General features: G+C 63.4%; 22 protein-coding genes. 2 read left to right on the forward strand and 20 right to left on the reverse strand.

Features of this window, described 5'->3' with window-relative positions:
- Window positions 1-388 precede the first annotated feature (388 nt).
- From JJB74_RS27290 to JJB74_RS27355, 14 genes are all read right to left on the reverse strand, one after another.
- The gene (locus JJB74_RS27290) at window positions 389-1,960 is read right to left on the reverse strand and encodes a sensor domain-containing diguanylate cyclase (RefSeq protein WP_200597484.1); all 1,572 of its coding nucleotides are present in this window, start codon (window positions 1,958-1,960) and stop codon (window positions 389-391) included.
- Between the two features lie 146 nt (window positions 1,961-2,106).
- Window positions 2,107-3,405: an HD-GYP domain-containing protein gene (locus JJB74_RS27295; protein ID WP_200597486.1), complete on the reverse strand. Its 1,299-nt coding sequence runs from the start codon at window positions 3,403-3,405 to the stop codon at window positions 2,107-2,109.
- A gap of 300 nt (window positions 3,406-3,705) precedes the next feature.
- The gene (locus tag JJB74_RS27300; protein ID WP_200597488.1) at window positions 3,706-4,461 is read right to left on the reverse strand and encodes a class I SAM-dependent methyltransferase; all 756 of its coding nucleotides are present in this window, start codon (window positions 4,459-4,461) and stop codon (window positions 3,706-3,708) included.
- A 72-nt stretch (window positions 4,462-4,533) separates the two neighbouring features.
- Complete coding sequence (locus tag JJB74_RS27305) at window positions 4,534-5,343, reverse strand: helix-turn-helix domain-containing protein (protein WP_200597490.1); 810 nt, start codon at window positions 5,341-5,343, stop codon at window positions 4,534-4,536.
- Window positions 5,344-5,528: 185 nt separating this feature from the next.
- Window positions 5,529-7,841: a DUF6351 family protein gene (locus tag JJB74_RS27310; protein WP_200597492.1), complete on the reverse strand. Its 2,313-nt coding sequence runs from the start codon at window positions 7,839-7,841 to the stop codon at window positions 5,529-5,531.
- An 845-nt stretch (window positions 7,842-8,686) separates the two neighbouring features.
- Window positions 8,687-9,508 carry a phosphate/phosphite/phosphonate ABC transporter substrate-binding protein gene (locus tag JJB74_RS27315; protein ID WP_234484907.1) on the reverse strand — a complete coding sequence of 274 codons (822 nt, stop codon included), beginning with the start codon at window positions 9,506-9,508 and terminating at the stop codon, window positions 8,687-8,689.
- Between the two features lie 202 nt (window positions 9,509-9,710).
- Entirely contained in the window at window positions 9,711-10,868 is a 1,158-nt protein-coding gene (locus JJB74_RS27320; RefSeq protein ID WP_234484908.1) for an MFS transporter, read from the reverse strand.
- A gap of 263 nt (window positions 10,869-11,131) precedes the next feature.
- Complete coding sequence (locus JJB74_RS27325) at window positions 11,132-11,542, reverse strand: KGG domain-containing protein (protein WP_325170185.1); 411 nt, start codon at window positions 11,540-11,542, stop codon at window positions 11,132-11,134.
- Between the two features lie 169 nt (window positions 11,543-11,711).
- Entirely contained in the window at window positions 11,712-12,266 is a 555-nt protein-coding gene (locus tag JJB74_RS27330; RefSeq protein WP_200597496.1) for a hypothetical protein, read from the reverse strand.
- A gap of 127 nt (window positions 12,267-12,393) precedes the next feature.
- A complete protein-coding gene (locus JJB74_RS27335) occupies window positions 12,394-13,281 on the reverse strand; it encodes a 2-hydroxy-3-oxopropionate reductase (protein WP_234484909.1) in 888 nt (295 codons plus the stop codon).
- Window positions 13,282-13,291: 10 nt separating this feature from the next.
- Window positions 13,292-13,678 (reverse strand): 4-carboxymuconolactone decarboxylase, encoded by a 387-nt coding sequence (gene pcaC / locus JJB74_RS27340; protein WP_234484910.1) that lies wholly within the window; start codon window positions 13,676-13,678, stop codon window positions 13,292-13,294.
- Window positions 13,679-13,955: 277 nt separating this feature from the next.
- Window positions 13,956-15,161, reverse strand: a complete 1,206-nt coding sequence (locus JJB74_RS27345) for an MFS transporter (RefSeq protein WP_200597502.1) — start codon at window positions 15,159-15,161, stop codon at window positions 13,956-13,958.
- Window positions 15,162-15,190: 29 nt separating this feature from the next.
- A complete protein-coding gene (locus JJB74_RS27350) occupies window positions 15,191-16,189 on the reverse strand; it encodes an asparaginase (RefSeq protein ID WP_200597504.1) in 999 nt (332 codons plus the stop codon).
- Between the two features lie 23 nt (window positions 16,190-16,212).
- On the reverse strand, window positions 16,213-17,112 hold the full coding sequence (locus JJB74_RS27355) for a polysaccharide deacetylase family protein (protein ID WP_200597506.1): 900 nt from the start codon (window positions 17,110-17,112) through the stop codon (window positions 16,213-16,215).
- A 161-nt stretch (window positions 17,113-17,273) separates the two neighbouring features.
- Between JJB74_RS27355 and JJB74_RS27360 the strand changes: the two genes are divergently transcribed.
- On the forward strand, window positions 17,274-18,047 hold the full coding sequence (locus JJB74_RS27360) for an IclR family transcriptional regulator (RefSeq protein WP_200597508.1): 774 nt from the start codon (window positions 17,274-17,276) through the stop codon (window positions 18,045-18,047).
- Between the two features lie 216 nt (window positions 18,048-18,263).
- On the opposite strand, the gene JJB74_RS27365 is transcribed toward JJB74_RS27360, so the two are convergent.
- From JJB74_RS27365 to JJB74_RS27390, 6 genes are all read right to left on the reverse strand, one after another.
- Complete coding sequence (locus tag JJB74_RS27365; RefSeq protein ID WP_200597510.1) at window positions 18,264-19,577, reverse strand: PQQ-dependent sugar dehydrogenase; 1,314 nt, start codon at window positions 19,575-19,577, stop codon at window positions 18,264-18,266.
- Window positions 19,570-20,064 (reverse strand): DUF2231 domain-containing protein, encoded by a 495-nt coding sequence (locus tag JJB74_RS27370; protein WP_325170186.1) that lies wholly within the window; start codon window positions 20,062-20,064, stop codon window positions 19,570-19,572. Before JJB74_RS27370 ends, JJB74_RS27365 begins: the two co-directional genes overlap by 8 nt.
- Window positions 20,065-20,312: 248 nt before the next feature.
- Entirely contained in the window at window positions 20,313-20,708 is a 396-nt protein-coding gene (locus tag JJB74_RS27375; RefSeq protein WP_200597512.1) for a hypothetical protein, read from the reverse strand.
- Window positions 20,709-20,868: 160 nt separating this feature from the next.
- Window positions 20,869-21,885, reverse strand: a complete 1,017-nt coding sequence (locus tag JJB74_RS27380; RefSeq protein ID WP_234484911.1) for an alpha/beta hydrolase — start codon at window positions 21,883-21,885, stop codon at window positions 20,869-20,871.
- Window positions 21,886-21,967: 82 nt separating this feature from the next.
- A complete protein-coding gene (locus JJB74_RS27385) occupies window positions 21,968-22,711 on the reverse strand; it encodes a hypothetical protein (RefSeq protein WP_200597514.1) in 744 nt (247 codons plus the stop codon).
- A 69-nt stretch (window positions 22,712-22,780) separates the two neighbouring features.
- Window positions 22,781-23,386 (reverse strand): PEP-CTERM sorting domain-containing protein, encoded by a 606-nt coding sequence (locus JJB74_RS27390; protein ID WP_200597516.1) that lies wholly within the window; start codon window positions 23,384-23,386, stop codon window positions 22,781-22,783.
- A gap of 285 nt (window positions 23,387-23,671) precedes the next feature.
- On the opposite strand from JJB74_RS27390, the gene JJB74_RS27395 reads away from it, so the two are divergent.
- Window positions 23,672-24,358: a hypothetical protein gene (locus tag JJB74_RS27395; RefSeq protein ID WP_200597518.1), complete on the forward strand. Its 687-nt coding sequence runs from the start codon at window positions 23,672-23,674 to the stop codon at window positions 24,356-24,358.
- Window positions 24,359-24,446 lie beyond the last annotated feature (88 nt).

Below are 24,446 nucleotides of genomic sequence, written 5' to 3' on the forward strand. Positions count from 1 at the left end.
GTGCCGTCGATGCCCGGAGCGGGGCGCGGCTAAACTCGCTACGCTGCGCTTCGCTCAGACAGACGCCGCACCTTTTCCCGCTCCGGGCATCGCCGTCACGGCGCAATCAACGGGGGTTAAAGGCAACAGCAACTGCAACTACAACGACAACTACAAAGGCAACGGCAACGGCAACGGCAACGGCAACGGCAACGGCAACGGCAACGGCAACGGCAACGGCAACGGCAACGGCAACGGCAACGGCAACGGCAACAATCAGACTATCCGCCCTTATCTCGTCACGCCCGCAATCAACACGCGTGCGCAACGGAAGCTACCGCACGCCTGCGATCCGCGCGAGTCACCGCATCACGAGCGCCCTGCCAGGCGCCCAGGCTCCAAAACTGTTTCAGCCAGCCGCCTTCATGCCGGACGAACAGATCACCCTGCCCTTGCCCGCCGCCTTGGCCAGATACATCGCGGTATCGGCCAGCTGGAGTATGTTCACGCCCATCTGGTTGGCGTCCTCGCATCCGGCGATGCCAATGCTGGCCGAGATCCGCGCCGTTCCGCCTTCGATGTCATACGGCGCCGAGAGTACGGCAATGAGCTTGTCGGCAAGCTTTCTGGCGGCTTCGCCCGTTGTGTTGACCAGGACCACGGCGAACTCGTCCCCGCCCAGCCGCGCCGCCACATCGGATTCACGCAAGCTCGCGCGCAACCTGCGACCGACCGCGCACAGCACCGCGTCGCCGGCCGCATGCCCGTGGATGTCATTGACCGGCTTGAAGCCGTCGAGGTCGATGTACAGGATGGAAAAGTCGCTCCGGTAACGCTTCGCATGCGCTGCCTGCTTGGCGACGAAATCATTGAAGAAACTGCGGTTCGGCAGCTCAGTCAACGCATCGTGCGTCGCCTGGTACTGCGCGCGGGCCAGCATGGAGGATGCCTGCGTCAGCGCGACCGCCACTTCATCGGCTTCGAGCAAATTCAGCCGCGGTATCGTCAGCTCCCGGCCATGGCCCAGCGCCAGCGCGGGCGCGACCAGACCATGCACCGCCTGCGAAATGCTCCTGCCGATGACGTGCGCCACGACGACGCTGGCGCCCAGCAGCAAAAGAATCGTGCAGGCAAGCCAGCCCAGTTTCTGCGCCGCTGGCGCCGCGATCGACGCAGCCGGAATGCCGATGGCGATATACCAGTTCGACAGCGTCGACCGGCTGAACGCAGCAAGCACCGGGATGCCTTCGCTGGTCTTGCCCTCGAACCAGCCTTCGTTATCGAAAGACAGCGCTTCCTGCAGGTCACGCGACGCGGGCATGCCCAGATAGCGCGCCATGTCATGGCTGCGCGCGATCATTCGGCCGCCGCTGTTGAGCACGGCGACGATCCAGTCCGCCGGCAACTGCTGCTGATGCAGAAGCTGCGCGAACTGCTCGGCCGGCTGCACTGCACACAGGCTGTAGATGTGCTTGCCCTTATCGTGGATCGGAACACAGATCGCCACCTGCGGTTTGCCGGTGACTGCGCCAAGGATGAGGCCGGATATGACCGGGCCGTCGCCACGCGCCAGCGGCCGCAGCATTGCAGAGTCCGCCACGCGCGGCAGGCGCTCGCCGAAGGGCCGCAGCGTGTTGAGCAATTGCTGGCCTTCCGGGTCCATCAGCATCAGGTTCTGTATCGGCTGGCTCGGCAACACCTGCAGCGCCTGGCCATAGAAAGTCTTCAGGTTGCGGCTGGACAGCGCCGGCGACGTAGCCAACGCGCCCAGCGTCGCATTGATGCCGGAAAACTGCTGGTCGACCAGGGAAGCAATCGTGCGCGCGGTAATGACAGCACTGTCGCGCAGCGCCTCGCGGTTGCGGTAGTAGTCGTAGGAAAGCAGCGCTACCGCGATCAGCGAAGCGGGAATAAGGCATGCCGCGACGAGCAGGGCAAGACGCGATCGTATCGATGAAAGGAAACGGAACCGGTTGAGCATGGCATGGCCGAAACGGCAGAATTTCCGCAAGGATACACTGCCGCCACGCCGTCAGCGAGAAGAACAGACAGGCGATTCCCTGCCAATTGCAGTACACGGTCCCGGCGGCGCAGCGATCGTCTCCTGTTTGGCTCTTTCTTTGCGCCTCAGCCGTGCACCCACAGGTTTTCCAGGTTCTTGAACTCCCACTTCTCCGGGTCTTCCCAGTCGACGATCTTGTCGCGGGCATGCGGCACGCCGAGGTCGACCACCTCGGGCGGGATATGCGTCATCGATTTCGTCGAGAAAAACACGCGCACCCGCGGCTGCAGCAGCGATCTACCCAGCTGCTGCAGCACCACGCCGAGCCGGCCCGATTCGAGGCGCACCAGGGTGCCGACCGGATAGATGCCGACGCTCTTGACGAAGGCCTGGAACACCGCCGCATCGAAATGTCCTTTCCAGGTTGCCATGAGGCGGATTGCCTTCGTCGGGCACCAGCCTTCCTTGTACGGGCGGTTCGAAGTCAGCGCATCGTAGACATCGCAGACCGCGCCCATGCGTGCCAGGCGGCTGATCTGCGCGTCCGCCAAGCCATGCGGATAGCCGGAACCATCGATCTTTTCATGGTGATGCAGCACCACGTCCAGCGCACTGGCGGGCACGCCGCTGCCCTTGGACAGAATCCGATGGCCGGCGACCGGATGCGACTTGATCACCCGAAATTCCTCGTCGGTCAGCGTGCCGGGCTTGTCCAGGATGCCGTTGGGCACGGCCATCTTGCCGATGTCGTGCAACAGGCCGGCCAGACCGGCGTCGCGCACCTCGTCCTCCGGCATGCCGAGCTGGCGCGCCAGCGCCACCATCAGCGCGCACACCGCGACCGAATGCATGTAGGTGTAATCGTTCTTGGTCTTGAGCCGAACCAGGCCGAGCAAGGCATCCGAGTTGCGCAGCACCGACTGGGAAATCTCGTCGACCACCGGCAGCATGCGTTCCGCATCCACCGCCTGGCCCATGCGCAGTTCCTGGAACATTTCCACCATGGCGCGCCGCGCCTTGCCGCAAATCGCGGCGGCGCGGGCGCGCTCGGTTTCCAGCGGCGCCGGACGCGGCTCGTTGGGCGCAACCGGCAGCGGGTCGCCGAAGCCGTAGGACTCGGCGCGGCTCCTGGTTTCGATGTCGGGATTGGCAGACTGGGCGCTTGGCGCTTCAGCGGCCCGGCCCGACGCGGAAGCGGCGCTTTCGGCTTCCGTCTCTGGCCCGTTTGCAATCTCATCGGGATCCAGGCCCTTGCTGGTGTCGATCCAGACGCTGGTAAAGCCGTGATCGAGCAGCGTCTGGATATCCTTGTCCTTCGTCAGCAGGAAGGATGGGCGCCAGAAAGGCGATTCGAACCATTTTTCGCTGATTTTCGCGATGTACATACCGAGATGCAACTCGGTGGTTTCAATCTGCTTCAGCACGGAAAAACCGCTCTTTCACTGTTGTTGTGTCGCTCATCGGGCGCATGGAGCCGCGGCGAGCTGTTGCAGGATAGGCGGTGGCAATGCGTTTCCTGCCTCACTTCGTGCACTCTCCGGAGGTCATTCTTGCGTCATTCGTGCGTTTTCGCACCTCTTATAAGATATATATCCTAATGGAAATATTGATTACAGACAACTTGTTGGCGACAGGAAGGAGGGCGTTGTGGTATCGGCGTAACCGCGCGCGGGCGCCAGGGTGCCCGCGCCCGCCCGGCGGCGCGGTTTTACGCTTCATACAGGTTACCTGACCGCCTCGAAACGAGCGGCCTCGATCACGAAGGAGTCGTCCGCCTCAACCGCGAAGGCGCCGCGCACTTCCTCGGCGGCGGCGGCGAACACGCTGCGGATCGCCGCTACGCGCTCGGCCGGCGTGCGCATGCGCGCGATCCAGTCGTCGAAGGCCATGCGCAGCGGCCAGCGCGCCTCGCAACGCTGCGCGAATCCGGCGTCGGCGAGCATGACTTCCCATTCCGAGACGCGGTAGTCGCGCACATGCGAAGCGTCGCGCAACAGTTCCACTGTCTGCAGCACGGTATCGAACAACGGGTTTTCCGGAGCGACGATGTCGATGACCACCAGCGTGCCGCCCGGCTTGAGCACCCGATGCGCCTCGCGCAGCGCTGCGGGCACATCGCTCCAGTGATGCGCGGAAAAGCGGGTGGCGACGATATCGAAGCGCGCGTCGTCGAAAGGCAGGGCTTCCGCTGCGCCCGGCACGGTGACGATGTTGGCCAGGTTCCGTCCACGCGCCGCGGCTGCCACCGCCTGCAGCATGTTTTCGGACAGGTCGAAAGCCGTGACCGACCGGGCATGAGGCGCGGCCGCAAAGCTCAGGTGCCCGGCGCCGCAACCCAGATCCAGCACCTCGGCCCCGGCATGCCGCGCGGTCAGCGCGGCGACTGCCTGGAGATCAGCGCCGCTGGCATGGACGCTGCTGGAGAGATAGGCCGCGGCCGTGCCGCCAAACTGCCGCTCTGCGATTGCACTCTGTTTCATCATCGACTCCGGATGCTGTTGAAAAGGAGCACACAGCATAGCCAGGCGGGATGAGGCCAACCAGACCGTGTTTTATCCCGGTATGTTTTCTACCAGCGAGCCGTCCCGGTGCTCGTCTTCCAGCAGCACGGTTACCTTCAGATCCGGCCAGCCCTGCAACTGCAGCGTGACCTGCCGGAACACCAGGCGCCCTTGCCGCGGATGCAGAAAGCCGCGCATGCCGCCTTCCCTGGCCAGCACTTCCTGCGCTCGCCACCAGCGCGCGAAATCCGCGCTTTCCCGTTGCAGCAAAGCGATCAGATCGGCGAGCGGCGCGTCCTCGCCTGCCTTGCCGCATTCCGCGCGAAACTCGGCCACCAGCCGCCGCGCCCGATCCGGCCAGTCGTCGACGAAGCTGCGCGCCGACGGCTGCAGGAACATGAAACGCAGCAGGTTGCGCTGCGCCTCGCCGGTCTCGCCCAGCCAGTCCTCGAACAGCCATGCCGCCCGCGCATTCCAGGCGACGGCGTTCCATTGGCGGTCCAGCGCATAAGCCGGCGCGGCAATGGCATCGAGCAGTTGCGACACCTCGTCGATCACCGATACCGCCGGCGCGGCAGTCTTCGCTTCGGGATCGACCTTGTTGGCGAGCCTGAACAGATAGCCGCGCTCGGCGGCGGTCAGGCGCATCGCTTCGGCCAGGCGCGCAATGGTTTTCGCCGAGGCCGACACCGGCCGCCCCTGCTCGAGCCAGGTGACCCAGGTGACGCTGACGCCGCACAGCAGCGCCAGCTCTTCGCGGCGCAGGCCCGGCGTGCGTCGCCTCAGGCCGGGGGGCAGGCCGAGGGATGCCGGATCGATCCGCTCCCGGTGCGCGCGGACGAATTTGCCAAGCTCGCTCATCGACTTTCCTGCGGGATGTGAAGGAGGGAGCGTTATATCAGGACAGGAGAAAAAAACGAATCCTCGACGCCGATGGCGCAGCGCGTGACGAAAGCGAGCGCGCCCGGCGCAGCCTGCGCTGCAGCCGGGCGCGCCATGCCGCTTGCCTTCCCTTCACTCTGAAAGAAGCGAAGGCAAGCAGCGCGTTACTGCACCGCGTTCACATCAAAGATTTGATGCACCGGCGACGGGCCGACCGACGGCCAGGGCACCAGCCGGGTCTGGCTCACGCCCGGTTTGCTCCAGTCGCAGGTGCCGCTCGGGAAAATTCGGCGCAGGCGCGCCATTTCCGCCGGCGTAAAGGCGACCTGGTAGTCCGCCGCAGAGATTGCCTTCAACTCGCACTTGAACACATTCGCCGCCAGCGGGCCGCCGGCCTGGATGCGCGCATTGCTGTAGGACGGGAACATCGTATTGCAGGTCGAATTGTTCACGCCCAGCGTCTGCGTCTCGGGAATGAAGCGCATCGATGCATCGAAGCAGCCATCCACCGCCGCGGACGGCTTGTCGCGCAGCACCTTGTCGCGCGCCGAGCCGGGGCCGGTGTCGGCCAGGATCTTCTCCATCCATTGCTCGAAGGTTGCAATGGCCAGCGGCGTGCCGGTGGACACCGGCGCACTGACAGGGCCGCCGCGCCACATCACCTGGTTGTCCGCATTGCCATTGGCCTCGACCAGCCGAGCGCGCACTGCGAAATGCTCCCATTGCATGTGGTAGTTGGAATTGTTCTCGCCATAGATAGCGGTCGTATCCATGATCGGCAGCGAGGCCAGGCCGCCGCCGCCGGACAGCATCACGCCGGCCTGATACACCCGGCGCATCGCGCTCGTATTGCCGATGCTGCGCGTAGGCACCGGGTTGGCGTCGGTGTCGAAGCCGCCGACCGACTCGTTCAGGTCAAGGAACTGCGTGGTCGTGATCCGGCCGGCGTTGAGCGCGGCCAGGCCATACTGCACGCCGGCGTTGTCGAACGGACGCAATGCATAGGTCGAAGACTGCGAAGGATCGAGCGGATTCTTCGCGCGGCCGTAGACGTTGACGTTCTCGTCGAACACCGTGGGCCGGGCGCCAGCGAAATTCGGCGTCGGGCCGTTCGGGTTGTAGCGCAGCGAGGCCGGCACTGCCGCATTGAATACCGCCGGGTTGTAGTTGGCGATGCCTGGATACGTCGGCGCAAGGCGACCCGGCACCGGGTCGGTGCGGCCCATCTGGTTGCCGTTGGCGACCAATGCCATCGTGTTTGCATAGCCGGACACCGCGGCCTGCTGCGCCGGCGTGAAGCTCGCCGCGCTCGCAGAAGCCCCTAGAAAGTAATTCGACAGCAGGTGCGCATCCATGCCCGACATCGCGATGGCCAATGCATCCGGGAAGGTCGCGTCGATGAACACGCCGTCGAACAGGCCGGGGAAGGCATCCGCCACCTGCAGACTGGTATAGGCGCCGCCGGAGGTGCCGACGGTCATCGTGTAGGCCGGCACGCCATAGCGCTTGATGAAGTATTCCTTCGTCATCGACGTCACTTCGCCGGCCACGACCGGATTGCAGCTGTTGGTCGGATGGTTCAGCGTGTTGGTCGCCACTGCATAGCCGCGCGAGAGCCAGGTGTCGTTCAGCGGGCTGTAGCCGAAACCGGCGCCGGAGATGTACCAGCCGCCGACGCAGCCGGTGCCATGGCCATAGACCAGGCGCCCGTTCCAGTTGCGCGGGCGCGCGGTCGGCGACGGTTCGGCATCCCGGCTCGGATCGAACAGCATCGTCATCTGGCTCACGCCACGGTCGATGGTGGTGGTTTCCACGCGCACGATGTAGGGCACCTTTTCGCCGGAAGGCTTGGTGATCATCGCCAGATCGGCGGGAAGGCTTTTCGGATCGCGCAGCGCGACAAAGCTGCCCTTGGTGCTGCGGTAGACAAACTGCACATTGGTCGCGGCCGAGCAGTTCGGATCGTTCGGCGTGGTTTGCAACTTGCTGCCGTCCGGCAGGGAGAGCGAGCCGGTCTGGCAGATGAAGGGTTGGATCGGCGGCCCGGAGAACATCGGGCCGCTGATGGGATAGTTCGTCACCGTCAGCGACGTGGTCAGGCCGCGGCCAGTGCTGGGCGTAAGCACGATGGTGTTGGCGCCTTCGGTCAGGCCCTTCACGAGGCCGATGTATTCACCGTCGCCGACCGCGGTGAAGGCCGAGGTGACATCGTTCCTGCCGGCCATGATGGTGAAGCCCTGCTTCGCAATGCCGGGCGGCAGCGTGGCCTTGATCAGGGCGCTGCCGCCGCTGACGTATTCCGGTTTCGAGGAAAGGACCTGCAAGGATACGGAATCCCGTTCGGCGGCGGCCGATGCGGCCGAGGCCGCCGAAGCCGGCGCAGTCAGCGCAAGCGCGGACGCGCCGGTTGCGGCGAGAAGGATGGTGAAGGATGCAGAGGCTGCACGGCCGGCAAGGGCCGCAAGGGGGAATCGCATGAGTTGTCTCCGAATGTTGTAGATTGTGTGCCCGCTTATTGGTGCGGGGCATCAGGGACGAGGCCGTGACCAGGACCGTCAGCGTGAGAAGTGGCAACGCCGCTGGATGGCGTCGGCTCTTGCGACCGGCTTGCGGTAGGTCCGAGCGCGACGATGCTGTCTGTCGCTTACGGCTGGCCGCCTTGGCGCTTGCGCTGTGTTCCGCCTGTTGTGGCAACCGGCCGACCATGGTTGCGCGCACCGGAAACGAGCATGAAGCACTGAGCCCCCTTTTCTTCGCTTAACAAATTCTGCTCAGTAAGCGAACGCGAAGGATTGAACTTGCGCAAACTTTCCCGGTGCAATCTGATTGCGTGGTCAATTACCCCCTTGCGCCTGTGAAAGAGCGCCGGCGCAATCCCGGCGTCGGTTATTGCGCTGACGTCACCTGGAGGTGGCGCATGAAAAAGTGCGCGATGCGTGCGTTGAGTTCGGGAATCGAAGTTTCGCGGTCGAATCCCGGGGGGATTGCGCAACAGCTTATCGGCAATGCTGCCGAAGGAGCCCTTCCGCCGCAAGGTTGCCAAGCTGGTTCGACAAGCTGGTTCGACAATCTGGTGCGGGCACGATGCATGTTCGCGTCGCGCCGCCCATCAGCAAAGCGTGGAGTGTAATGCCCGCGCGGCAGCATGGGACTGCCGGCGGCGCAGTCCGAGCGGATGCTGCCCGCCCAAACTACGCAACGGCGCGAGCGAGCCACATCGACTCCGCTTGGCCACAAAGGCTGCAACACGCGAGGACCGGGGCCGGCCTGGTCCGATGCGCGTCAGGGCGTCGGGGCGTCAGGGTTTCAGGGCCTCAGAGCCTCAGAGCCCCAGTTCCGCCGTCGCCTCGTTCATTGCGCCGGCATCCCAGGGCGCGAACCCGGCGATGCCGATCTTCGCCAGGGCCGACCGGCCCTCGTCGCTGCCGGACAAACCGAGCAGCACCGCTCCTACCCGGCTGCGATCGGCATCGGCAAGCTGCTTCGACACGAGGAACTGCTTGATGGCGATGGGCCGGGTTTCACCGAGGATGCGGCCGCCGCCGCGCTTCCATTCATTGGCAACCGCGGCCGATCCGGTCACGCCGGCATCGACGAATCCCTGCGTGACCATGAAGGGCACCGCATCCTGGTAGCGGGTGGCGGTGAGCTGTTTCTCCGGCTGCGGCAGGTGCATCTGGCGCAGACTGGCGACGAACATGACCGTCGTAATCGATTCCATGCTCGGCACGCCGAGCTTCTTGCCGCGCAGGTCCGCCATGGTTTTCAGCGGCGAATCTTTTGCCACCAGCACGCGGGCGCGGTAATCGGTGTAGCCCTTCGCGGTACCGACGCCCTGGTAGGCGCCGCTCTTCACCGCGCGCAGCGCAATGTGCGCGGGATGAACGAACGCCATGTCGTATTGCTCTTCGGCCAGCCCTTTTTCGAGCCGGTCGTATTTGTCGACCTGCACCACCTTCACCGGCCGCTTCAGCTCCCTGGACAGCAGATCGGCCAAGCCCTGGTAGCGCACATGAAACGGTGCGCTATCCGGATCCTGGTAAGTCGTGCCCTCGTTAACGGCCAGCACCGTGTCGCGTGCGTATACCGGGCCAATCAGCATGGCCGCGGCGCTGGCCAGTAATAGTCTCCTTCCCCACTGCATGTTTTCTCCAAGGATGGCTATGGAATCTTGTGCGAAATACTTGATTTCGTGCGAATGGCGTATCGTCCCACTTTTTCTTTGCGGCAACAACGATTTTGACGTATTGCAACTTTGTTTGTACTGCGGGCGCTACGTCGGGCGGCGGATGCAGATACTGGCAAGGCGCGCGAGCGCGGCTGAAGCGCTTGCCGCTTTCGAACGCTTACTTCAGCAGCGCGGCACGCCCCGCGACGAAGGTAATTGCCATGCTGAGCAGGCCGACGAAGCCGATCGCCGCCGGCATACCGAAGTGATGCGCCACCGAGCCGATCACTGGAGGGCCCATCAGGCTGCCGCTGTAACCCATCGTCGCCACGCCGGCCAGGGCCATCGGACCCTGCCTGCCGGCCGCGCTGAACACGAACGGGAATACCAGCGCCAGACCAAGGCCGGCGGCGGCAAAGCCAATCAGCGCGAAATACGCATTCGGCGAAAACACCGCGAAGAACAGGCCGGCCGCGGAGACGATGCCGCCGGTCGACACCAGGCGCTGCGCGCTGTGCATTTCCTTCAAGCGGTCGCCGGCCAGCCGGGCGACGAGCATCATCACCGAGAACGAGGACAAGGCCAGCGGCGCGAAGCTATCGCCGACCGCGAAATGCTCCTTCAGGAATAGTCCGCTCCAGTCGGCAATGCTGCCTTCGGACATCGCGCTGAAAAAACCGAGCGCGCCCAGGAGGGCCAGCGGACCGCGCGGCAGGCAGAAGGTCCGCTTCTCGAGCTTTGCCGCTTCGTCGGCCACATCCAGCGATTCGCAAGCCAGCCACAACAGGCAGGCCAGCGGCATGGCCAGCATCATGAAATGGTGCGCCGGGGTGGTATGCATGCCGGCCATCAAGCTGCCCAGCGTCGCGCCGGCCAGGCCACCGGCACAGCCCCAGGCATGCAGCCGGGCCATCTGCGACTTGCCGCTGTCCTTCTCGAAGCGGGTCGCCACCGAGTTCAGCGCCACGTCCAGCGTGCTGGCAGTAATGCCCAGACCGAGCACAGCCAGCATCAGCAGCGGCACGTTCGGCGCCAGGCCGATTGCCACCAGGTCGGCCAGCAGCGCCAGGCCGGCAATAAGGGTGGTGCGCCGGCCGCCAAAGCGGGTCATCAGGCTCGATGACAGCGGGAAGGAGGTCACCGCGCCAAGGCCGCCACACAGCAGCACTAGGGACAGCGCGGAATGCGACACATGCATGCCATCGCGCAGCGCCGGGATGCGGCTGGCCCACGAACCCATGATGAGGCCGAACAACGCGAAGATGGCGGGAAGAGCGAGCGTCTGCGCGGAAACGAAAGACAGGGGCAGGCGCCGGCTGGAAACAGTAACTTGCATCTCTGAGGAAATAGGTTGGTCTTTGGAAACAGACGCATCCTACATTCCACAGATAAATAATTCGTTGGGGAAACGGAAAGCTTGTGTTGCTGCGACGATTTTGTTTCGTGATATCGCTTATTGCGTTGCGTCATTGCATCAGGGAAAGATGCTAAGTACGCAGGGGACGGATATGCCGAAAATGGCGTATCCGTCCCCTGTCCGATCAAACCATGCCAGCACCGCACGGCATGTTGCCGCTCGGGCCTCGTTACCGATCGGTCTTACTTCTGGTTCTTGTGGCTCTGGCTGCCGGCCTTCGCATGCTGCTCGCTCGAGCCGCCGCGCATGCCGGTCGATTCATTGCCGCGGCTGCCGGACTGCTGGTTGCCGCTGTTCTTGTGGCTCTGACGGCCGGCCTCGGCATGCTGCTCGCTGGAGCCGCCACGGGTGTTCGAGGTTTCATTGCCGCGATTGCCCGACGAACCGCTGCCGCCATCGTTCTTGTGGCTCAGCTGGCCCGCGGCACGTGCCTCTTCGGAAGTGAACTCATGGGCATTGCCGCTGCGGTGCGCCGCGCGGCCGCCTTCGCTGGCAATCTCGCGTTGCTTGTTCGGGTCCATCGACGCGAAACCGCGTTTGTCCTGACCGTTACCGCCTTGTTGATTGTTTGCCATGATGATTCTCCTTTTCATCCATCGTTGATTGAAACTGCTGCTGCCGTCGCCGCGATGGAGGTGCGGCGTCGACGTGGATGAAAGCTTATGACGGGCTGGCGATGCCCAGTATCGGACAACACCTCAACAATGTGTCGGAGAAGACGAGCACCGACGAAACACTTTTTCTGACACGAAATCAGCGCAGTCAGAAACGATATGTGCCCTGAATGAAGACGAAGGAAACGATTCTGCGATCGTCATAGCGTATCGACGGCGTGCCGGTCAGGTTGAATCCGAGCCCGGTTCTTGTGTCTTCCACCGACAGCACGGGCATGGGCAGGAAGGTCAGCTTGCGCGTGGCGGTCCAGTCAAGCGCGCGCCACGCGAGAAACGCGCCCAACCCCAGGCGGGCGCGGATACGCGCATCGTTCAGACGGTACTGGCGCACGATGCCGGCATAGGGCCCGACGACGCCATAGGAATCCTTTATCTCGCCAACCGACATCGTGGTAGACCAGCGCGTTGTCGCATCCTCGCGTATGTCGTACTGCAGACCGATACCGGTGTTGACGCTGTTCCACGAAGGATGGGCGCGATTATGCGTGCCTTGGAAATGATGCGTGAAACCGGAAACCTGCAATGCCCAGCGCGAACGCACACCCTCTTCGGCCGCCGCTAAGCGCGCCGCGCCGATGAGCGATATGCCGAGAATGAGGCCGCGCGCCATGCGGCCTCGTGGTGCTTGGCGCCAGCCAGTCATGCGGGCTCCGGAAATCGGGACATTGGCAACGAAGCCGTCGATTATCCGGACGCGTCATCCACCGTTTTCAGCCTAAATCAAGTGGCATGACGCGCGAGCCGCCGCGCGGCCCGCGATTTGACGCAGCTCAGTTGGCCGAGCCGATCTCGAAGTTGGCCAAAATCTCCAGCGCCCGGATCAGCGCCGAATGGTCCCAGGCCTGGCCGCCATGCGCGGCGCAGGCATTGAACATTTCCAGCGCGGTCGCGGTATTGGGCAAGGCCACGCCGAGTTCCTTCGCCCCGGCCAGCGCCAGGTTCAGGTCCTTCTGATGCAGCTCGATGCGAAAGCCCGGATCGAAAGTGCGCCGGATCATGCGCTCGCCATGCACTTCCAGGATGCGCGAGGCCGCGAAGCCGCCCATGAGCGCCTGCCGCACCCGGGCCGGATCGGCGCCTGCCTTCGCCGCGAATACCAGCGCCTCGGCCACGGCCTGGATGTTGAGCGCCACGATGATCTGGTTCGCCACCTTGGTCGTCTGGCCATCACCGTTGCCGCCGACCAGCGTGATGTTCTTGCCCATCAACTGCAGCAGCGGCAATGCCTTATCGAATGCTGCCTGCTCGCCGCCAACCATGATAGTGAGCGACGCAGCCTTCGCGCCGACTTCGCCGCCGGACACCGGCGCATCGAGGTAGTCGCAGCCCAGCGCCCGAATTTTCTCGGCAAAAGCCTTGGTGGCCATCGGCGAGATCGAACTCATGTCGATGACGATCTTGCCCGGCGACAGCCCCTCGGCCACGCCATCCTTGCCGAACAGCACCGCTTCGACCTGCGGCGTGTCCGGCACCATGGTGATGATGAATTCCGCCTGCCGCGCCACGTCGGCAAACGAGGCGCACGGCGTCGCGCCGCTCTGGAGGTCCGCCGGCAGGGGCTTGGAAGAATGCACGTATAACGCATGCCCGGCCTTGACGAGATGCGCCGCCATCGGCGCGCCCATGGTGCCCAGTCCAATGAAACCGATCTTGCTCATACCGTTCTCCTCATGCGGCCTGACTGGCGTCCCAGTCGCGGATGACTTCCTGCGCGATGCGAAACGCATTCACCGCCATCGGCGCGCCGCAATACACTGCGGCCTGCAGCAGGACTTCGCGTAGTTCTTCCTTCTTCGCGCCATTGTTGAGCGCGCCGCGCAGATGGCCCTTCAACTCATGGGTGCTGCCCAGCGCGGTCAGCATCGCCACCGTGACCAGGCTGCGGCTCTTCATGTCGAGCCCGTCGCGGCACCATACCGTGCCCCAGGCATTGCGCGTGATGAATTCCTGCAGCGGCATCGTGAACTCGTCGGCGCCGGCGAATGCCCGCTCGACAAAGTCCTCGCCCATCACCTGCTTGCGTTTCTGCAAGCCGTCCTCGTATTGCTGGTCCATGGATATCTCCGGTCGGTCCATGTTGATCGAGCTGATGATTATAAGGATTGGAACATTTCGCGCAGCACTGACAGCCACGCAAGAAAATTCTTACGCGGATTGGAGAGTTCGTCCGATGCGCCGACCGGCGACGCTCGGATATGCTAGAACCTGTCTCCTCCTCCTCACCTCTCCCATGAGGATGGATTAAGCCCGCCGAGCATGGCGGGCTTTTTTTCGGCCTTGCGCCGGCTTGCAGAAAACGGTCGAAGCCGGATCGCGGGATAGGACGCGACGCTTAGGCGTAAGCCATCTTGCGCCGCTGCCCTGCCGCAGCCGCCAGCGACAACAGCGCGGCAATGCACGCGCATCCCGCCACCTGCACCACGCCAGCGGTGGACCAGCCGAAGCTTTCCTTCAAGGTGCCCAGCAGATAGCCCGCGAATGCCGCAGGAATGTACAGGCTTGCCACGAACAGTCCCGAAGCATAGGAAGCCTTCGCGCGCATGACCGATTTGATGATGCCGGCCGACAGGTTCGCATACACCATGCCGCTGATGGCGCCGCCGAAAACAAAGGAAAACAGGATATGCATCGCCAGGGACTTGCCGAGCCCGGCGAACAGAATGCCGCCGCTGATTGCCGACACCACCAGCGACAGCACCAGCAGCCTGCGATAGTCATAGCGATCGCCAAGCCAGCCGCCGAACAGCGACAGCAAGGCGCCAAAACCGTAGAAGCTCACGGCCAGGCCCGCCTCCTTGGGCGTAAAGCCGAGCGCTTCCCGCAGATACGTGGGATAGAGACCGAGGTAGCCGTAGATCGCCAGTCCGGCGAAAACTGTGGCCAGCGCCAGCGTCATCGGCGTTCTTGCCCAGATGGTCTCGGCCACGCCCTCTTCCGCTGCCTGCGCCGCGGGCTGGTCATCGGCACGCACTTCGGTGAACCAGGGTTTGACGAACAGGAAGATCAGCACCAGCGCTACCACGCCCAGCAGGCCGAACACGATGAAAGGCGTCTGCCAGCGCGTTGCGCCCAGAATCGCAGCGCCGAGGTTGGGGCCAATCACCGCGCCGATGCCGAAGGTGAAATTCAGCGAACTGGCTGCCACCGCGCGGTGGTCCAGAAAGTAGGTGGTGCCTATGGCCAGCAGCGCAGTCAGCTGCATTGCTTCGCCGAGGCCGGAGATGAAGCGGTAGACCAGCAGTTCCGGCATGCCGCTGGCATAGGCCGTCAGATAGGTCGCCGCGGAAAAGATCACAAGACCGAGTATGACCACGCTACGGCGCGACATGCGCGACAGCAGGTAGCCCGTCGGTATGCCGGCCAGGCCCATGCCGAGCGTAAACACCGTCGCTGCCAGCCCGACCTGCGGCAGCGTCAGACCCAGCGCCTTGCGCACATCCGGCGCCAGCACCGAAAACAGCTGCCTGTCCATCGCATTGACGACATAGGACAGCAGCAGGATGACGAACATCCCCAGCGCGGCTTTGTTGCGATTCATGGTTGTCTCTCTCTTGTTATCAATTCTTGTCAGGCCAGCGCGGCGCGGCTGCGCATCACATAAGCCGAGCGCAGCGCTTCACCGCGCAATCCGCCGGCGATCAGCAGTCGCAGCAGCAGGCAGGCCTTGGGGCCGGGAAGGTAGCCGCCAGGAATCGCGCCGCGCGCGATCAGATCGGTCTCAGAACCGGTGAAGCCGTAGGTCCTTTCAAACACCGGGCCGGACGCGACCCGCGTGGCCAGCACCACCGGCATGGCCTGCGCCAAGCGCTGCAGGCGCTCGGCGCAATGCGCGGGAAGATGGCCGGCGCCCATGGCCTGTATCACCGCGCCGCGATAGCCCACGCCGGGCAAGGCATCGAACAGGCGGCCGTCGTCGCCGAGTGCCAGCGCAATCAGTGCAACCGGCGCCTCTTCCACCGCGTCCGGGCGCGCCATGGCCGGCAGGCGCGGCAGGCGCGCGTACAGATGCAGCGCGCCTTCGATGACGCGTCCGACCGGCGCGAAGCCCGGCGAGGCGAAGGCCGAAGGCGCGCCGGTATGCGCCTTCTGCACATGGCGCGCGGCATGGACTTCATCGTTGAGCACCACCAGCGCGCCCAGGCCGCGCGCGGCTTCGCTGCCGGCTACGGTCGCCGCAGCCAGCAGATTGGCCGGGCCGTCCGCGCCGGGCGCGCCGGCGCCGCGCATTGCGCCCGTCACGACCACTGGCCTGTCGGTCGCGACCACGGTGTCCAGCACGAAGGCGGTTTCCTCGATGGTGTCGGTGCCCTGCACCACGATGGCGCCGGCGAACGCCCCGTCCATGCCGTCGATGCGCTCGGCAATCGCGAGCAGATCGGAAAGCGTGAGCGATGCGCCGGGCTTGGTCGAATACGTCACCACATCGAGTTCGGCGCGCGCAGCCAGCTCCGGCACGGCGCGCAGCAGGTCCTCGCCGGTCAGCGTGGGAGCGATACCCGAGCCGGCGCCGGGGGTCATCGTAATCGTGCCGCCGGTGGAGATCAGCAGGATGCGCGGAAGCGTCATGATGGTTTTTCCTCGAGCCGCGCTCAAACCGCCGGGTTCTGATTGTTGAAGATATCGAGGATCTCTTCGCCAGTGCAAAGATGCACGCCGCTATGCGACAGGATGTGGTCGTAAAGCGCCTCGAGATAGCGGATGCGATGCGGCGCGCCGGTCAGGTAGGGATGGATGGAAATCGCCATCACTCGCGGTATCGTCGCGCCTTCCTTGTACAGCTGGTCGAACTGATCGCGGCCGCGGCGCAGGATTTCATCCGAAGGCTGCTGCTGTATCGCCGACATCACGACGTCGTTGATCTCGACCGTGTAAGGCACCGACACCATGCGCCCAGCCCTCGTCTTCAGCGCGACCGGCTGATCGTCGAGCACCCAGTCGGCGACGTATTCAATGCCGGCTTCGGCCAGCAGGTCCAGGGTTTCGCCGGTCTCGGTCAGGCCCGGACTTTCCCAGCCGCGCGGCGCCTTGCCGGTGAAGTCGCGTATGGCGTCCACGGTTTGCCGTATCGCGCCGGCCTGGTCCTCGACGCGATGCATCGGCTTCTGGACATAACCGTGGCCCATGAATTCCCAGCCGGCCTTCAGCGCGGCCGCGCAGGCCGGCGCATATTCAGTAATGGTGGAACCGTTCAATGCCAGCGTCGCGCGCAGCCCGCGCGCGGACAGCACATCGAGGAAGCGCCAGAAGCCCACACGCATGCCGTATTCATGCCAGGCCCAGTTCGGCACATCCGGCAGCAGTGGCTGACCCATCGGCGGCGGCAGCACCGTGCGCGGCATTGGATTTTCCGGAAGCCAGTTCTCGACATTGACGATGGTCCATACCGCCACGCGCGCATTGCCGGGCAAGGAGAAACGGCGAGCCGCGGTGATTGGTTGATAGTCGAGCCGGTCGCGCGCGGAAGTGGGCTTCGGTGTTTGTTCGCTCATGGTTGCTCTCATGTTTAAGCCTGTTCCACTATCTGGAACAAAAACGCTTGCACCACGCTCGGAACGAACAGGCGTGCAGGCAAATTCTTCAGGCCATGCTATTTTTCGGCGCACTGCAGTGTCAATCAGATCCACAATCATTCCATTATTTGGAACTTTTCATGAATTCCTTACCCGCTGTAGCCGGCGCACAGACCATCACGCGCGCGATCCGCGCATTGAAGCTGCTGGCCGAAGGCGCGCCGCGCGGCCTGCGCCTGGTGGAGCTGGCACAGGCGCTGGAACTGGAGCGGCCCACCGCGCATCGGCTGCTCAAGGCGCTGATGGCCGAAGGCATGCTGGTGCGCGATGACACCACGCGCCGCTACAGCCTCGGACCTTTGGTGTTCGAGCTGGGGCTGGCTTCGGCGCATCAATTCAATCTCAGCGAACTGTGCCAGCCGGCCCTGATGAGCCTGGCCAGCAAGACCGGCGACACCAGTTTCCTGTTCGTGCGCAGCGGCAATGACGCGGTCTGCCTTGCGCGGGTGCAGGGCACGTATCCGATCCAGACGCCGGCGGTGCCGGTCGGAAGCCGCCAGCCGCTGGGTGTCTCCGCTGGCGGCCTGGCTCTGTTCGCCAGCCTGTCCGACGAGGAAGCCAGGCGCGTGCTGGATGCGATCGCGCCGCGGCTATCGGTCTACAACCATTTCGATAGCGAAGACCTGCTGCAGCACCGGGCACGCGCGCAGGCCAAAGGCTACGCATGGATTGCGAATCATGCGGTGCCGGGCATCAGCGCGGTCGGCATGCCGATACGCAGCCGCACCGGCGCAGCAATCGCAGCGGTCACCGTAGCGGCGACGCAGGCGCGCATGAGCGAGAAGCGGGTACAGGACATCCTGCCGCTGCTGAGGGAGTCCGCGGAGATGATAGGAGGACTGTTGAAACAATAGGCGGCAAGCATGCGAGCGCAGGACGAGGGCTCGCATGCTTGCAAGTGCGATGGACTACCTCTTGAGGAAGTCGAGCCAGGCCATCGATCGAATGACAGGTTTTCATACCGACGGACTCTGCCGGCGCAAGCCATGCCCGGATGGGAGAAATCGACTCCCCGGCGGCTCAAGCGGCAGCGCGGTGCATCCCGCGCTGCGCAGAGGTACCCGGCGCGCCTATTGCGCCGTCACCCGCCACACCGCATCGCCCACGTCGTCGGCGATGAGCAGCGCGCCCTGCTTGTCCTGCGCCAGACCGACCGGCGCGCCGTACAGCGACTTCTCGTCTTCGGAGTGGAAACCGCTAACGACGACCTGAGGTTCGCCCGTCGGCTTGCCCTGTCCATCGAAATGCACGAATACCACCGCATACCCGCTGAGCGGCGAGCGATCCCAGCTGCCGTGTTCGCTGACGAAGGCGCCCTCGTGATACGCCGCCGGCAGCGCATTGTTCCCCGAGAACAGCAGTCCGAGCGCGGCCACATGCGAGCCGATGGCGTAATCCGGCTTCAAGGCCTTGGCAACGAGCTCCGGCCGCTGCGGCACGACCCGATGATCCACGTGCTGGCCGTAATAGCTGTAGGGCCAGCCGTAGAAGCCGCCTTGCTGCACCGAGGTCATGTAGTCCGGCACCAGGTCAGCACCGATCTCGTCGCGCTCATTAACGATGGCCCAGAGCTTGCCGCTGTGCGGCTCCCACTGCAAACCGGTCGGATTGCGCAGTCCCGCGGCATAGATGCGGCTGCCGCCGGTAGCCACGTCCACCTCCAGCACATCCGCGCGCCGGTATTCGATGTCCATCCCGTTCTCGGTGATGTTGCTGTTGGAGCCGACGCCGACATACAGCTTCTTGCCGTCAGGGCTGGCCAGCAGCGCCTTGGTCCAGTGATGGTTGACCGTATCCGGCAGGTCGGTGAATTCCACACCCGGCGCAGTGATCTGCGTGTCCCCGACGTGATAGGGGAACTTGACGATGTCGCCGGTGTTGGCAACGTACAGCGTGTCGCCGATCAATTGCACGCCGAAGGGTGAATGCAGATGCTCGATCAGCACATGCTTTTCCCACTCGCCGCCGCCGGGCTTCGGACGCAGCAGCGTGATCCGGTTGCCACCCTTGCCGGCCTTGCCGGAGCGGTTCTTGATCTTGCCGGCGATGAGCTGCTTCGGCGTCGTGACCGCTTCCTCTCCCGGGCCGTTGGATTCAACCACCAGCACATCGCCGTTGGGCAAAGCAAGCAATTGGCGCGGATGCTGCAGACCCGCGGCAACCTTCTCGATCTTCAGGCCTGCCGCCACCTTGGGGCTTTGCCCGGCTTTCCAGCCGGTCCCATCGGGAACCTGCATCGGCGGCATCAGGAAATCCTTCGCGCTCGGCAGCGGCGGATTGGCGCCCGACTGCTGTGCCGGATCGATGTTGGCTTTACCGCTGCAGCCGGCCAGTATCGCGGCCAGGCCCAGCGCCGAAGCGCTGCAAAGGACGATCTTATTCATGGACGAGCCCTCCAACGGAAGAACGCTGCACGGCCACGCCTATGCGGCCGATGGCCATGAGAAAGACGGTGAGGGCCGAAAGCAAGGCGCCGGTGGGCATGGATGCATAGGCGTCGCGGCTATGGACGAAGGCATTCACGATCGCGACGATGATGGCGACCAGGTTGAGCCAGAAGTCGATGCGGTCGGCGCGCAGCGCACCGCGTCGCGACGTGATCCAGACCTGGAACAGATTGACGAGACGCGGAATGATCGCAAACACCAGGCCGATGGCGATCAGCCACGCAGCGCCCTTGTCCCACTGCATCACGGCCGTGCGCAGATAAAGGACGTCGAACACAAGCGCAGCAACAAAGAATCCGAAGGGTATGGGATTGAGGACGCCATAAATGGCGTTGGCAACGGCTGAGCGCCGTACGGGGGCAGGGATACTCATGGAGACTCTCTCGTTCAAGGATGAAACGGTGTCGCTGAACGCGAGCGGCACTTGGGGGTGCGACCACGTTCAGCCCTATGTCCATGAGTTTAAGGTCCGTGAACGGCTACGCTGCTCGCTATGTGGAAAGCCTTATCTTTGAATCAAGCATCGTGGCATGGATAAGCTTGCAGGCCGGGTCCGCAATGCCGATGCATGAAGATCACCCATAAAGCCTTGCCCGCTTTGCCGCATACCGCAGACCGCTTGAGCCACGTGCGTTTCGATGCGGTCAACCGCCCGCCAGAGAATGCTCCCCGTCAGGCGTATCTGTGTTCAGCCTGCAGGAACCGGATGATGGAGCGGTATTCCCAATCGGTTGGCGCTCGTTGCTGCAGGCGCAAACCCGTGCTGTACAAGGCAATTGCCGCATTACTCTCCGCCCACAGGACCAGCATGGTGGCCTGCTGCGGCGTGATGTAGCTGAACAGCAGCCACTGGCCGTCATTGGTCAGATAGAGCAGATACATGATGTTGCCGATGAGGATGACGACACAGGCTGGTGCCGTGAAAAAGTCCCTTCCAAAGGCGATTCCGGCAATCGAGATCGGAAAAACCAGGACGACCATGACAAGCTGGCGCAGGATTGCGGCTCGTGCCTGGCGGATCTGGGCTGTCGAAGGCGGCCCCTTGCAGATGTCGAAGCTGAGTTTCATCGTCTCCTCCGCTTTGTTCTTTATGGCTGTGCTGCGGTGCTGAGCATACGCCAGGATGCGCGAACGAGGGCGCGCACGTCTTCACCCGCCCCGGCATTGCGCCTGCAGCCATGGGAGCAGGCACCTGCAGCAGGACGAGCAGGCTCATGATTGCAGGATTTCAATGTGATGGCGTATTGCCGAGCCGCTGCAGCTTTTTCACCGCGTCCACGGCTTGCGCCAATCCGGTCGGCTCCAGGGTGAGCGGGATGTGTCCGAGGCGCGGCACCATGTGCACTGGCCAGTTCTTGCCCTGTGCCCTGAACGCTTGCTCGAAGCGAGTCGCATCAAACACCTCGTCCGCCTCGCCGACCAGCACGGCGCATGGCAGCTGCGTCGATCGGATATCCGCCGTGTAATCGCGGTGCGGCCGGAAATTGCTCATGAGGGCGAAGGAATATGCCGGCGTCAGGAATGCCCTGGCTTTCTCGTTCAAAGCGAACGCTGTGACGGGCAGCTGATTGAACGCCGCGATGCCGATACGGTTGAGCAGATCGATGGCAATGACGCGCGCCATGCCAACGCTGACCCAGCCACCGCTCCCCGGACGATAGGTCGGCGCGTCCTGCCCGAGAAAAGGCGACAGCAGCAGGCAGCTCTGGAACTGATTCTGGCGCTGACTGCCCGCAACCCGCAGCACGAATCCGCCGCCCGCTGAAAACCCGGCCAGCGTGGATGGCTGCTCTGGCGAAGTCGCTCGGACGAAGTCTTCAAGATCGTCTTCGAGTTGCCCGACATACGAGATCGTGCCCTTGGGCCCCGAGGCGCCATGGCCGCGCATATCCAGCGCATAGACGGCGTAGCCCTTGCCGGCAAAGGCTTTGGCCAGCGGATGCATGCTGGCGCTGCTCGCCGATGAGCCATGGATCAGGATCACGCTGCCCACGGGCGCCGCGCCGGACCCGGCATATCTTCTGTATCGAAGCGCTGAGCCATCCCGTGCGATGAAGCTGGACAGCGGCGGCAGGTCGGTGAAGTCGACGTACCGGAAGGGATCGTTGATGCTGGCCATCGGCGCTACTGCCTTCGGGCCGCCGAATGCGAGCGCAATGCCGAGCATCACAATCGGTGCGAGCACCGCGATGAAAAGCAGCGCCATGGCGCTACCGAACTTGCTCCTGGCGCTGGATGTGTACATGCCACCCTCCGAAGACCTGACTGATTGCGCCACCGTACGTGGCCGGCGCTGTGGAGGCAAACGGCGTGCGACAGGATGCGGCTTACATGGAGCCAGCTGTCGGTTTCCTCAACCGGGCAGGAAGAGCATGCTTGCCGCGCGCCACAGCAGCGACGATGACTCCCAGCCCCAGCAGGCCGACAACGGGCGGCTCGGAGATAGGCGTGCCATCCGCAAAGGACACCGAGGTGACACGTGAGCTCGCGACAGCAACATCGGTCGCGGTATTGCGCACATCCTTTGCGATACCGAGGAAGAACACCCTGAAGCCAAAATCGCTCGCAGCGAGATCCGATGCACTCGGCAAAGAGGAATCAACAAATGGTGTCGTTCCCTGATACAAGCCCAGGAATAAATCGGCGACAGGGAGCGGGCTGCCGGACGAGGTCAGATTGTTGCCAAGGGCAGACGCATCGAATTCCAGGGAATTGAATGCGCCGCTGCCTACCCTGATGTTGATCGAGTCGGCAGTGGCGGCAATGCCGTTCACGGCAAGGAAAACCCCGGTGCCGCGATAAGTCTTCAGCAGGATGGTTCCCCCCGTTGAACCTTCGATGACGGAAGTGCTTGAGAGCGCCTGCGCTGTCGAGTCGTACTGAATGGAGCCGGAGAGAATCGATCCTGACGGGATCAGGCTATCAACCTGATCACGAATGGAAGACACGGCAGTTCCACCGAAGCCGGGAATCTCCGCAGTGAAGCGGATCTCAACTGCACGGGCAAGCGTGGAACAGAACGCAAGCGCCCACAGGACGATCAACAGTTTCATCGGGTCGGCAGATTTCATTTCGGGAATTCCTGGATGCCAGTCGTCCTTATCGGAGTGAGGGCCGAACATCGCGGGTTGCTGGACTCATCAAGGCATCCTGCGCCTTGTGCGCCATGCCCGGGTCGCCAGTGCCAACGCCGCAATGCCGAACAGCATCGATGACGAAGGCTCAGGCACCTGGCGAACGAGCCAGTGGTCGGCTGGCTGGGTGTTTCTCAGATTGACGAGCTGTGTGTCGAAGTCGACCAGCTGTGCATCCGTAAAGCGTGTGAGGTGCCAGAACTCTCCATAGACCATCGGAGTCTGCCCTTCGACAAACATGGGCTGAAACAAGCCGACCTGGTCGAAGGACTTGCCGAAGCGGTCCATGAATGCCAGCACCGGGCCGACATCCGTCGTATTCCCGGTATAGAGACATCCGCTCCGACCCAACTGGGGCGCGAACAGGCCGCAGGTGAGTTCAGTGACGGTGGCATAGCGATAGCCTTGCAGCAGTCCTCCGGGAGCAATCTGCGCAAAGACCTGATCAGGCGTTTCGCCGTCGGTTGCCGACAGCTTGAGCCATTCGAGTCCAGTGGAGGTGTCAAGCACCGCGGTGGACTGGCCCAGCGGGGAGCCGACGTCGACTAACGCTGCCCGCGCGGCAGAGAGCGGAACCAGCGCGGCGAAAAGGATAGTGGCGAATTGCTTCATCAGCTTGTCGTCCTTTGCTTGTTCAGCAGGGTATTGAAGGGCATTTGTTCTTGATACTGGAACGATCTTTCCCGCGCATTTCTGATCAAGGACAAATCCTGGAAGCGATGCTTCACGAAAAAGACCGCTTCACTGCAAGAACATGCATCTCCGTATTCGCAGCTCGGCTCCAGACCCGCGCCAGTCGTTTAAGACACATCAAAAACGATTTTCCCGGCCTTGGATTCCGAATAGCGAAGGCGCGTAGCCTGAACAAGGCCGATTCACGGCGTGAAGGAGACAGAAGTGGCTACGCAGATCATGAAAGGAATGGCCGCAACCATGTTGCTCGCAACGGCGCAAATGGCATGGAGCCAGAGCGGTATGCCGGCGCAGGGCTTGGTCCAGGCGAATACGTCATCCTCCGCGGCATCCGACCGAGACAGGAGCGCGGCTCAGGACACCCCGGTCAGGAGCGGCGTCGTGCCGGATAAAGTCTACGGAAACGGATCGGCCCGGCGCGGCAATGCCAGGCTGCGCCCGGCGGTCCTGGTGGACGCAAACGGCGAGCTCGTCGGTCGCTTCGTGGAGAACGCGGCACTGCTGGAGTATCAGGGCGATGCCATGGCGGTTCCACTGTCCTGGGATGCACGAGATCCGAATACTCAGTCGGGATACTTCACCTGGGGCAGTGTCGCCATCGTGTTCCTTACGGCGGATTGCTCGGGAAAGGCTTATGGCTATCCCAATTACCTCACCTACGGCACCCGGTATGTCGCGCAGGGCGTGTATGACCCCAATGCGAAAAGCTGGTCCGCCTATGTTTTCGACCACAACAACATGGAAGTCGTCACCATCGGAAGCAGGCTTCAGTACGACCAGTGGGCCAAGACCATGACCTGCTACACCAGCAGCGGGACCATGCTCTATATGCCCGCTGTCGACACCATTGCTTTGGATCCGATCGCGAAAATGCCGATGAAAGTCGAATGAGCAGGTGCAGGCGTTTCAAGCGCACGCAGCAAGCGCATCGTTTCCACAGCAGCCACGGAAGCGGCTACAGGCTGATGCGCTTGCTTGC

The organism is Noviherbaspirillum pedocola (assembly GCF_016632335.1).
Taxonomy (GTDB): domain Bacteria; phylum Pseudomonadota; class Gammaproteobacteria; order Burkholderiales; family Burkholderiaceae_D; genus Noviherbaspirillum_A; species Noviherbaspirillum_A pedocola.